At 46.4% G+C, this 12,548-nt stretch carries 7 protein-coding genes; 3 read left to right on the forward strand and 4 right to left on the reverse strand.

The annotated features are described in order from the left end of the window. Positions 1-19: 19 nt before the first annotated feature. Positions 20-1,042: a DUF2235 domain-containing protein gene (locus tag QUA03_RS15700; protein WP_333213199.1), complete on the reverse strand. Its 1,023-nt coding sequence runs from the start codon at positions 1,040-1,042 to the stop codon at positions 20-22. Positions 1,043-1,671: 629 nt separating this feature from the next. Further along, complete coding sequence (locus QUA03_RS15705; protein ID WP_333213207.1) at positions 1,672-3,105, reverse strand: MFS transporter; 1,434 nt, start codon at positions 3,103-3,105, stop codon at positions 1,672-1,674. A 736-nt stretch (positions 3,106-3,841) separates the two neighbouring features. Between QUA03_RS15705 and cbiD the strand changes: the two genes are divergently transcribed. Together cbiD and guaA are read left to right on the forward strand one after the other, a co-directional pair. After that, positions 3,842-4,999: a cobalt-precorrin-5B (C(1))-methyltransferase CbiD gene (gene cbiD / locus QUA03_RS15710; RefSeq protein ID WP_333213200.1), complete on the forward strand. Its 1,158-nt coding sequence runs from the start codon at positions 3,842-3,844 to the stop codon at positions 4,997-4,999. 346 nt (positions 5,000-5,345) lie between these two features. Continuing rightward, positions 5,346-6,947, forward strand: a complete 1,602-nt coding sequence (gene guaA / locus QUA03_RS15715; protein ID WP_445304855.1) for a glutamine-hydrolyzing GMP synthase — start codon at positions 5,346-5,348, stop codon at positions 6,945-6,947. 89 nt (positions 6,948-7,036) lie between these two features. On the opposite strand, the gene QUA03_RS15720 is transcribed toward guaA, so the two are convergent. After that, positions 7,037-7,162 carry a hypothetical protein gene (locus tag QUA03_RS15720; protein ID WP_333213202.1) on the reverse strand — a complete coding sequence of 42 codons (126 nt, stop codon included), beginning with the start codon at positions 7,160-7,162 and terminating at the stop codon, positions 7,037-7,039. A 488-nt stretch (positions 7,163-7,650) separates the two neighbouring features. On the opposite strand from QUA03_RS15720, the gene QUA03_RS15725 reads away from it, so the two are divergent. Beyond that, a complete protein-coding gene (locus tag QUA03_RS15725) occupies positions 7,651-12,135 on the forward strand; it encodes a CHAT domain-containing protein (RefSeq protein WP_333213203.1) in 4,485 nt (1,494 codons plus the stop codon). Between the two features lie 123 nt (positions 12,136-12,258). On the opposite strand, the gene tnpA is transcribed toward QUA03_RS15725, so the two are convergent. Then, a partial coding sequence (tnpA, locus tag QUA03_RS15730; RefSeq protein WP_333213204.1) for an IS200/IS605 family transposase occupies positions 12,259-12,548 on the reverse strand: 290 nt, incomplete at its 5' end.

The raw sequence follows: 12,548 nt of genomic DNA on the forward strand, positions 1-12,548 counted from the left end.
AGAGATTGATAAAGTTTGATTATTTTTCTATATTCTCAATTACTTTGGAGAGAATTTTTTGCAGATTCTTAGGTCGATAGTCTTGGCGTTTTCTCCATCGATTGATCGTGCTTTCGTGAATATCCTCAATAGCATCGCCCACCTCGCGGAACTTGATTCCTGCCAATTGGAAGAACCCAGGATTGTTTTTAAAATCAATCTCATAATTAGGATTGATACCTGTGGGAATGGCACTTATATCGAATTCAAGCCCCAATCCAAGGTTACGGGTTGAATCGATCATCCATTGTAAGGCGGCATCTGATAAACCGCTGTATTCTTTCGTTCCACCGCCGATGCAGATATGCGAGCCGGGAAACCAAACTTGAATAACCCGCTGGTTCTCAACATCAGGATTTTTTTTCATAGGCGTAACATCAAAGATTTCGCGAACTTCGTCGATCGCCACGGCGTGCAACGCATTTTGAATTAACTTATTTAAAGTGGTGTCGTGGAATCGGTACCTTTTCTTGAGCTGTTCGTCATACTTCTTGAAGGCGGGTAGAGTAGGAATACCAAGGGCTCCAACGGTGTCGAAACAACCAAGCAAGGTAATCGGGACGCGATCGCCGTAATCTTCGCGGTAATTGGCTGCTACCCGATCCTTTGGTTTAATGTCTCGTTGACGGTAAAGCTCGTAAGCTTCTGATGCCCTGGTAATATGAGGGCGGGATAGGAGACCGGAGCAATAAATCATTCCGGTTAGACTCCTGACTGTGTAAGCACCGCGACTGAACCCGAATAGATATATTTCGTCACCCTTCTCATAGTTGAGAGATAGAAAACGATAGACATCTTGTATATTTTTATCGATTCCCAGTCCAGTGGCTCCGCCCAAAATCTTGTTACTATCCGCTCCAACTCCTTCGTCATAAAACACGATTTGCGGAACCCCGTCACTGGCGGTCGATTTCACTGCCTGGGCAAGTTTAATCACATTACTTGGGTAACTACTATTGAGTTGTTGCCAAGTGCCATCACAGCAAACGATTAGACGTTTCATTTTTACTTGTCTCTCTTTGAATCGGAAATTTGAGAGCGATCTGTCATTGGTCATCGGTTACTTGAGATTGCCAATTCCCCTTTTTGTATGGCGTCAGGCGAGCCCTGCTAGTTTTTGGCTCGAAATTGTTATGTGGGTGGGCAATCTTTAGTTATTTCGATTGTCAGGATAGTAGTCTCAAACCACCACCTAGTTGAGTTTATTGTATTAAAATGTGAATAATATTTATATTTCTTAATACAAAAATGGCTGAGCGTGAGATCGTAGGTTTGGTTCTGAGAAAATGCTCGATTATCCTAAAACGTAAAAAATTCAGAGCGTGAAATCGTAGGTTTGCTTCAGGGAAAATGCTGGATTATCGTAACAGAAGTAGTGATACGACGCCCTAGCTAACAAACCTTTAAACACATTTACGGTCTGCCCGGTGAGTTTTTAGAACAGCTATATATTATCGATTTGTCGGTTGGCTGCAAGATAATAGTGAGATATTTGCCGCACATCAGATTTAGGCGATGTTTTAGGTTAATTTTTGTTTCAGTTACTCTCAGCTTTTCTGCAATGTGCTTGAAGTTTTTAACAATCTGTGGGTTTTGCTGGTTTCTCGATCGGTAAATTTGTGAAAATATTTTCTAGCTCCGGTTAAATTTAAAACGTCCCAAAGTGGGGACGATCGACCGCAGCGACTGGCTACGAGGTTCTCGCACCAAAACCAAAGGCAGCAAGCCTACCAGCCGCACAGCAGCCGAGAGGGCAAACAGTGCTCCCAAACTCATGCCCGGAAGTTCGGCAATAAAGCCGCCGGCGGTAGTTCCCAAAGCCCCAGCTAATCCCGAAACCGCTGCGGCGATCGCAAAATAAGTCGAAGGTTGCTCGATCGACGCGAGCTCCATTTGAATATTGTTACTACACAGCCCGATCGCCCCTAAAGTCGTTCCCCCCAGCAAGTGCAGCAGCGGCAGCCACACCCAGAGGGCAAACGGGTAATTGCCCGTACCCAACCACAGCAAAGGCGTTAGGGCCACCACCAGCCCAACCGCAATTAGCAGGGGGCGATTTCCCCAGCGATCGGCCAACTTACCCCAAAACATCAGCAGCAGTAGATTTGCCCCGGAACTTAAGCTGGTGTAAATCGTTACCAAACTCACATCCAAGCTTAAATCTTTTAGCAAGTAAATATTAAAAAAAGGCGCGCTGAGATTAATAGCAAATGTCCACACACTGAAGTAAAGAATAAACATTAAAAAATTAGAATCTTTCAGCACAGAAGGCACAAAATCTGTTATTTGCTTTGCTTTTTTCTCTGTAAGTCGATCGCTCTGTGCATTTTTTTTGTATACCTGGGGATTCACATCAACCATGAAGCATTGACACCCCAAACTAATCATTCCCGCCAAAACACCCACCAATAAAACAATACCGTAGCCCAAAATTGGACCGCCGTCCCAAGTTGACACTCCCAATCCCATCAACGGCACTCCCAGCAAAGTGATGAGGCTGACAGCACTGTTGCGAAAGCCAAAATAGCGTCCCCGCAAGCGCTGAGGAACCACAGCAGCCATCCAACTGAACCAGCTAGAATTGGCAAAAGCTGCCAGCACGCTAGCTGCTACGACTGTTACCAGTGTCCATTGCAGCAGTTGGTCGAGGTCTGCGTGCTGGGAACCCCAAACAATTGCCACCGCGAGCACCAGCCACAGCAGCCGCGACACGCCGAATACAAATAGGTTGTACCAGTGGCGACTGGTTGTCTGATCTGCGATGTAAGCTCCTAATGGTTGCAGGAGATTTACCACCATCGGAATAGCCGAGAATATACCTATTTCCACGCTGCTCGCCCCTAGTTGCAGCAAGAAGTTGCTCAGCAGGACGCCGCCGGTCGCCGACTCGAAGACAGCGGCAAAAATGCCATCTAGAGTTGAGGCTTTCAGGGTCGATCGAACGTCTTTTTTAGAAATTTTGAGAGCTGTTTTTGCAGAGAGAACGAGCTGAAATATTTTCGGGTCTACTATTTCGGGAGTCTGAAGAGATAGAGGTTCATTTAACTCTGCAACTGGTTCAACCATAGTCAATCGATTTTAGATTGTAGATTTTAGATTTTAGATTGGAGAATTGAAGTAATAGGGTTAGATAAAACCAGCCCCACCTTCAAGAGGCTAGCTCGAAAGTAGGACTGGCACGTCCGGGTAATTCATATCAATATAAATGACTTGCAATCGCTAGGACATCAACCGCTTGGGAGATATAAATTTGCTAATTGTAAAAAAGTAGGTTGTAGGGCTTAACAAAGAAGCGAGCCCAGCATTTTGCCTGCCAAAAATTGCTCAAATTCCGCCTCAAACAAGTTCCTCAAAGGCCCAAGCAAATTTAGCACCCGATCCTCGACTCACCTCTGGCGCCTTTACGGCTACCTAAATCTATAGAATGAAAGACGATCGACTTGCCGAGTATAGCTAGCTGCTAAGGATTTGTATCTAATTCCTGGAATCCGTTTGTTCAGTGCCAGCGCTCGCGATTCCGAGTTTTTTGTGAAAATCGCCCCCAGGTGCCGGTAAAGCTTCGGAGTGGGTTATTGGCGATCCTCTACGTTGGCGTAGCCCCCGTAGGGGCGGGTTCCGCTACCGCACCTCAAAAAAATTGTGGCTGAGATCGGGAACTGCTAGGACAAAATTATTACTTGACAAAAATTACGCTAACTGCAGATAATAGCAAACCCTAGAATTAAACTTAAACGTTTGAGAGATATCACTGCTAAGGTGTGATGTCGATTCTCAGCAATTTTACGGATTTCTGCATTAGATTGTGACCAAAATTCAACCTTTATCCGGGTATACACTGCCAGTATTTGCCTGTGCGGCCGCACTTGCAGCTTTGCGGTGCTTGCGTGAGGGTATTCAGTCTCTAGATAGCGTATCAGTAAATTTACTGGAACCGCAAATAACGGCAGAAATTCCGATCGAACAGGCGTCTGTACTCAAAACTAATACCGCTTTAGGAGTAACTCGCTCCGATCCGGGGGACAATCTCGATCTGACTCGCAATACCCCCGTTTGGGCAATGGTGGAATTGGGAAGAGGGAGAGAGGGAGAGAGGGAGAGAGAGGGAGAGAATCAGGGAGAGGAAGAGCAGATTGTGATTCTCGGCGGTGAAGGTATAGGGCGTCACACAGTCGGTGGAGGGGCGGCGATCTATGATTACGCAATGCGGCTGCTGCGATCGAATCTGAGCCTAAAACTCGCACGGGGAGAAAAAATTACTGTCACTCTGATTCTGCCGTCTGGGCGACAACTAGCCACCCGCACTTCTAACGAAGCTTTCGGCGTGGTAGAAGGACTTTCGCTGCTGGGTACAACGGGCATTTCTCAACCACTGAGTGCCCCTGGACAGTTGGAACTTTACCGCGAACAACTGCAACAAAAAGCCGAACTGTTTGACTGTTTGGTTTTCTGCATCGGCGAAAACGGTTTGGATTTGGCGCGACAACTGGGGATTAATCCTGATAGGCTCGTCAAAACCGCTAACTGGCTCGGCCCGCTGCTGGTAGAAGCCGGATATCAGGGCGTGCAGTCAATTTTGCTGTTTGGCTATCACGGGAAACTGATGAAATTGGCGGCGGGGATTTTTCACACTCACCACCACTTGGCTGACGGGCGCAGGGAAATTCTCACAGCTTACTGTGCTAAAGCTGGAATGCCTGCCGATGCGTGTTCCGCAATTTTTGCTGCAGCGACAGCCGAAGAGGCTCTTGGGCAACTGCGGGCTTTAGACGCCGAGTTTGGGAGCAATTGGGTCGATCGAATTTACGGCGACATCGCCGGACAAATAGACTTGCGCTCATCGGATTGCATTTTTACTCACACTAACTTGCACATCCCCGTGGGCTCGGTGATGTTCGGGCGCGATCGCAAAATTATTGTTAAAAGTGACATAGGAGATACATTTTTGACCCAAATTTGTTAATGTAGTGTGAATATCCCTGAATTCTGTTTAAAACATCGGTCAGGGATAATATTTAACAAGTAATAATTCTCTGTCCCTAGACCTTAATTATACTAGGTTGCTTCTGGAAGCAATTTCTGAAGCAAGAATTCAATTAATTAGGGTAAGGATGAAGTAAATCTATGCTTGCCCTGTGCCCGATTAATCGACTAACATCGCTGACTGCAATCTAGTATAAATAAGATTTATTCCTAGCGACAAATGGTTGCTCGCCTTCCTTAGTCTTGCACTGAGACCGCGATAGATATCTCCGCTACTTTCGACCCAATTAGCACTTAGCAATTACGCAATAACCGTGACTACTCAAATAGAAACTGAATCCGTTCTCACAAACTCTTTTCTGCAGCAGATAGAGCGCCAGATTATCGTGATTCTCGACTTCGGTTCGCAATATTCCGAACTGATTGCTCGTAGAATTCGCGAAACTCAAGTATATTCAGAAGTTATTTCTTACCGCACTACGGCAGAACAGTTAAAAGCTATCAATCCTAAAGGAATTATTCTTTCAGGAGGCCCAAGTTCTGTATACGATGAAAAAGCACCCCACTGCGACCCAGAAATTTGGAATTTGGGAATACCGGTGTTGGGAGTGTGTTACGGGATGCAGTTGATGGTAAAGCAGCTCGGAGGCACGGTTGAGCGATCGAAATTAGCGGAATACGGCAAGGCATCGCTATTTATTGACGATCCTACGGATTTGCTGACAAATGTCGAAGAGGGCAGCACGATGTGGATGAGCCACGGAGACTCGTGTACTCAACTGCCGACGGGTTTTGAGATCCTCGCTCACACGGACAATACTCCGTGTGCTGCTGTTGCTCACCACGAGAAAAATTTGTACGGGGTTCAGTTTCACCCAGAAGTAGTTCACTCGATCGGGGGAATAGCTTTAATTCGCAATTTTGTTTACCACATTTGCGAGTGCGAACCGACTTGGACGACCGCTACTTTTGTGGAGGAATCGATTCGCGAAATTCGCGCGCAAGTGGGAGACAAACGAGTTTTGCTGGCTCTATCCGGCGGTGTAGATTCTTCTACTTTGGCTTTCTTGCTGCACAAGGCGATCGGCGACCAACTTACCTGTATGTTTATCGACCAAGGGTTTATGCGGAAGTATGAACCAGAACGGTTGGTAAAATTATTTAAAGAGCAATTCCACATTGACGTTGAATATGTTAATGCTCGCGAACGCTTTTTAGCTCAACTTGAAGGGATTACCGATCCTGAAGTAAAACGCAAGCGGATCGGTCACGAATTTATCAACGTATTTGAAGAAGAATCGAAGCGTCTAGGCCCCTTTGACTACCTCGCACAAGGTACTCTTTATCCTGATGTGATTGAGTCGGCTGACACTAATGCAGACCCGAAAAGCGGCGAACGAGTTGCTGTTAAAATTAAAAGCCACCACAACGTCGGCGGTTTGCCGAAAGATTTGCGATTTAAGCTGATTGAACCGCTGCGAAAACTGTTTAAGGATGAGGTGCGAAAAGTCGGCCGGTCGATCGGGCTTCCCGAAGAAATCGTGAACCGACAACCTTTCCCCGGCCCGGGATTGGCGATTCGGATTATAGGAGAAGTTACCGCAGAGAGACTCAATATTTTGCGGGATGCTGACTTCATTGTTCGCCAAGAAATTAACCGGCACGGATTGTACGGTGAACTTTGGCAAGCTTTTGCAGTTTTGCTGCCGATTCGCAGTGTAGGCGTGATGGGCGATCAGCGCACTTATGCTTACCCGATCGTTCTGCGATTTATTAAGAGTGAAGACGGGATGACGGCTGACTGGGCGCGGGTTCCTTATGATTTGTTGGAACTGATCTCGAACCGGATTGTGAATGAGGTTAAGGGGGTGAACCGGGTGGTTTACGATATTACTTCTAAGCCACCGGGAACGATCGAGTGGGAGTGATTTGTAGTTAGCGATTAAGTAGGCGGACTATTTTTTTGTCTGTCTACTTATTTTGATTTTTGATAACAGGGGGATTCCCTACGGGATAGCTACGCTTCACCGACTTTAGGAGATGGGGGAGTGGGAAGGGCGATCGCTTTTATAGAACCCATTTGACATTTTTTACTGTATTGAAGTAAAGTGACTGCAAAATTCGTATCCAGCAGTGATGCCATACTCTACCATTCTCACAGACGAAGAGTGGATCATCTTCAAATGCTTGTTTTTTTTGGTTGTGACAAGGTAGGGGAAGAGAACGGGCAAATGCTTGGATAGAGACGTGCAAAATCCTCGTCAGTAATTTTGAGAGAACTCTGGTTGATGCGAGTGCCAAGGTTAATCTTTGTTTTATTACAAGACTTTGGACAGTTTTTGATAAAAACGTAAAATATGGCTTTCAAAACGATTCGGCAATCGAACTACCAAGGAAAAATCAAGGGTTTCAGACTATAAACTAAAAACTCTCCGGACTATTGTTATGAGACTGATGCGGATAAGGCTTGCAGCAGCTTAAATCTCAAATGGGTTCTATAAACGTTCGCCAGTTGAGCTACGATCGCACTTTTTAACGTGCTTAGCTTAAACTCCACTCATGTTTTTTGAGAAAAAAGTTTTATTATAATTTAAGCGCGCCCAGCAAAAAAAGATTTTAGGGAGAAGTCTAATGATGATAACAAGAATAACTCAAAGATATCAACAGCAACTGTTGACTTATACTTGGGTGGTATCTTTAGGCTTTTTACTGTTCTCACCTGCTGCTACAGGACAGCAAATTACTCCGTCTCCCGATGGCACCGGAACTGCTGTTAATGCCTCCGGCAATCAATTTAACATCAACGGGGGACAGCTCTCAAAAGACGGCACTAATCTCTTTCATAGCTTTCAGCAGTTTGGACTCAAAGACGGTCAAATTGTTAATTTTATTTCTGATCCGAACATCCGCAATATTTTAGGGCGAGTTGTGGGTGGCGATGCTTCTTATATTAACGGTTTAATTCAAGTAATAGGCGGTAATTCTAACTTATTTTTGATGAATCCAGCGGGGATTGTTTTTGGTTCCAACGCTCAACTGAACGTGCCTGGTTCATTCTTGGCAACGACAGCAACCGGAATCGGATTTGGCAACAATTGGTTTCAGGCAGTTGGCGTTAATGAATACGCTATGCTGATAGGAACGCCAAGCACTTTAAATTTTGGTACAGCTCAGCCAGGGGCGATCGCAAATTTCGGTCAACTGAGCGTACCTAACGGGCAAACCCTAGCTTTAATAGGCGGAACAGTTTTCAGCCCCGGTACTTTGTCAGCACCGTCTGGACAAATTGCGATCGCATCGGTGCCCGGAGAAAACTTAGTCCGCATTTCTCAAGCAGGGCATCTGCTGAGTTTAGAAATTTCCCCCTCTTCTAATCTAGGTTCTCCTTCTGTGCCGTTGAATCCCCTCACCCTGTCCCAACTGCTGACAGGAGGTAGCAGCAACGCTACAGGCGTTACAGTTAACAGCGACGGCAGCGTACAGCTAACGAATTCAGACTTGCGGGTAGAAGCGGGCGATGTGGCAATTGCCGACACTCAGGCAACAGGTGCGAACCAAAATTTAGCAGTGTCTGCTCAAACGGCTACTGTGTCAGCCGCGCGTAACCTAACCCTAGTAAACAGGCAATTACAGACAGCAGGTGACTTGAAATTGCAAGCGGGGGAAGCTGTCCGCATTCGCGACAGCGTGGCTAACTCTTTTGTTACTGATGTGGGTGGAAACCTAACCGTGCAGGGCGATCGCCAAATAGACATCCAGACGCGCAATCACTCCCAAAGCTTACTGAGTGCTGGCGGCCGCATCACACTTACCAGTAACGGTACTGTATCCGGTGATGCCCTCTTCAAAGCTGGCAGCGATTTCTCAATTGGCACGCTTCAAGGTAGCCCCGGCAACTTCGCAAGTTCAGGCGGTTCTACGATCGTCTCAGGCGGAAACGTCTTTTTTGGTAATTACGCAGGCGGTTCTCTGGAAGTGCAAGCAAAAGGCACGATCGCATCCGGTGATCTCGCTATCAGTTCCGCATCTAGCGATCGACCGCAGTTGGTGTTTACGGCTGGCAACGTACCCACTGGCCTCACTGCAAACAGCACTCTAGCACCCGCCAGTTCTTCACCTGCCAGCATTCAAGTTGGCAATATCGCGATCGCAGGTTCAGTTTTTTTAGGCGCTGCAAACAGCATTCAAGCAGCATCCATTACTTCAAATGGCGGAGATCTGGCGCTGGTAGCGTCCGGGGACATCGCAGCAGAACACCTGGATACTTCAACTTTAATGGGCAATGCCGGCAATATTACCCTCTACAGCACGGGGGGAAGCATCAATACGAGCGCCAGCACCTTGAACGCTTCCTCGATAATCGGTAACGGTGGGTCAATTTTCCTATATGGGACAAACGCGATCGCCGCCGGTGGAATTACAACCTCTAGCTTCCTTGGAAACGGAGGCAGCGTCACCCTTTATTCAGAAGGCAAAATCAGTACGGGCAACATCAACACTAGCGGAATCAAGGCAGGTGAGATCAGCTTCCTTAGCAATCCACCAAATTTTCCGGTGGAGGTGGCTCCCGCGCTGCCACCAGAACCACCAGCGGTCATACCTTCCCCGGTGCCAGCACCATCACCTGTCCCGCAGCCACCAGAACCACCACCGCTCATCGTCCCGCCGTCACCAGAACCACCAGCGATCGTATCTCCCCTACCGTCACCAGCAGCACCAGCAGCAGCACCATCGCTGCCACCAGAACCACCAGGGGTCATAGCTTCCCCGGTGCCACCAAAATCACCAGCACCATCTGCCATTCAGCTCCCTGAACTCGCACCTCTAAACAATGGCTTAGTAAGCCTGACACCGAGTGCCATTCAGTGCTTAACTGAGGAACAATTATTGGAGCAGCAGGCAGGAGTGACCCTCCAAACTGCGCCGAAAGACTACAGCAAAGCGATCGCCTGCTACCAGCAGAATTTAGAGCTGGCGAGACTCTCCCGCGATGACGCTAGGGAAGGCTATGCGCTCAACAATCTAGGCGCAACTTACTACGCAATCGGAGATTATGAAAAAGCAATTTCTTATCAGCAGCAGCGCTTAGCACAAGCTGAATCCAGGGCCGATTTATTGGGAAAGGGACAAGCTTTTATTGGTTTGGGAGCTGCTTACGGCGCGATTGGCAATTATAAAAAAGCAATTGAATACTACGAGCAAAGTTTGGAAGTAGCGCACTCCCTAAAATCCCTTGATTTAGAAGCGAGTATCCTAAGAAATTTGGGATTAGTTTACTATGCCCAAAAAGAGTATACAAGGGCAGTAGAATATCAAGAGCAAAGTTTAGCGATCGCTAAACAGCAGCGCGATCGCCGAGGCGAAGCCCTTGCTTTGAGTAATTTAGGATTAGTACACTATTCCCTGACTAATTATGCCCAAGCAATTGATGAGCAGAAACAAAGTTTAGCGATCGCCTTAGAACTGCGCGATCGTTTCGTTCAAGGTCGCGCTTTAGAAAATTTAGGAATTGCTTACTATGCTGTCAAAAATTATCCTCAAGCGATTGAGTCTTACCAACAGAGTTTAGCCATTGCCAGAGAACTGAGCGATCGCCACGCCCAAGGTCGAGTACTCAGCAATTTAGGTGACGCTTTATACAAAGCAAAGCAACCAGCAGAAGCTATCAAAGCTTTATTTTCAACCATTGAAATTTGGGAATCTCTGCGGTCAAATTTAAAAAATAACGACCTCCATTTAATTTCAATTTTTGAAACCCAAGAAACAAGTTATAGTATGTTACAAGAAGTGCTTGCCCATCAAAATCAGCATAACGAAGCGCTAGAAATAGCAGAGCGTGGACGGGCGCAAGCTTTTGTTAGATTATTGACCAGCCGTTTTTCTTCCCAGTCAGCACAGGCTACCCTAAAGTCATCGGAAAATCAAATAAAACCGCTCGACATCCAGGAAATCAAACAAATTGCTAAAGAACACAATTCGACTTTAGTTTCTTACTCGCTTATCAAAGAAGATGTAGAAGCTGATGGTCAAAGAAAGCTGCAAGATTCAGAACTTTATATCTGGGTGATACAGCCGACCGGAAAAATTGACTTTCGTCGCATCAGTTTGAAAGGTTTGGTTGAGGAAAAAACTTCATTAAAAGCCTTGATTACTGAAGGTCGTTGCTTCATTCCCAGTTGCCTGCGAAACAAGCAGCGCTCCAAACCAGCTACAAATCCAACCCGAACCCTACCTATTATTGAGCAACGATTTTTAGATTCGTCATTGCAAGAGCTTTATCAACTACTGATAGAACCAATTGCTGACCTTCTACCTCAAGATCCAGCGTCGCGAATTACTTTTATTCCTCATGAATCTTTGTTCTTAGTTCCCTTTGCCGCGTTGCAAGATACTTCGGGAAATTACTTGATAGAACAACATACTATTTTAACAGCGCCTTCAATTCAAGTGCTGTCTTTAACCAAGAAACAGCAACAGCTTGCTTCAGGAAAAGGTGCGCTAGTCGTTGGGAATCCTACCATGCCAAGTGTTGCCTTTACGACGAACCAACCTCCTCAACAACTGTCATCACTCCCACACTCTGAAGCCGAAGCGATCGCGATCGCTCAGCTTTTAAATGCTGAACCGCTTACAGGCGACAAAGCGACAAAAGTAGCAGTTTTACAGCAAATAGAGCGATCGCGCATCGTGCATTTAGCAACTCACGGCATCCTGGATGACGTAGAGGAATTGGGGGTACCTGGAGTCATCGCACTTGCGCCAAGCAAGGGTGACAGTGGTTTACTCACTGCTAGCGAAATTTTCAATTTGAGGTTGAATGCCGAACTCGTCGTTTTGAGTGCTTGCAATACGGGTCGCGGTCGTATTACAGGTGATGGCATCATTGGTTTATCACGCTCGTTTATTGCAGCAGGCGTTCCGAGTGTTGTAGTTTCTCTGTGGTCAGTATCTGACGAATCAACAGCCGAGTTGATGGCGGAATTTTATCGACAGATGCAGCTAACCCCTGATATTGCCCAAGCGCTGCGGAAGGCCATGCTGGTGACATTGGTCAAACATCCTAATCCTGTAGATTGGGCCGCTTTTACCCTCATTGGCGAAGCAGAGAAACGTTAACCGGGAAAAGCTGATTTCCTGTCGTCAAGAGGTAGTTTTTCCTATAGCGCGTCGCGTGATAACCCGGTCTTTTAAGCCGGGGATGAAACGCAGTTGTAGCCTTCAGGCTACGAGTGTTCCATATTATTTATTCCGCTGTCCTTCGATATATTTTCTCACAGTTTCAGTTGAAACGTTGCCAACGCTACCGACAAAATAACTGGGAGTCCACAATGTAGGCAATTTCAACAATTCAGGAAACTCTTTTCTCAAGTAACTCGATGCCCTGCCTTTGACCCTCTGCATAACAAAGCTAGCAGAATCAGTCGGCTTAACGTTAACCAATAAATGTACATGAGACATCTCCAAAATAGTAACAGTTCGTGGTAATATCACATCATAAAGCTTTTTTGACCCAGAAACATGAGCGACAT

This window comes from Microcoleus sp. S36b_A4 (genome assembly GCF_036700645.1).
GTDB lineage: Bacteria > Cyanobacteriota > Cyanobacteriia > Cyanobacteriales > Microcoleaceae > Microcoleus.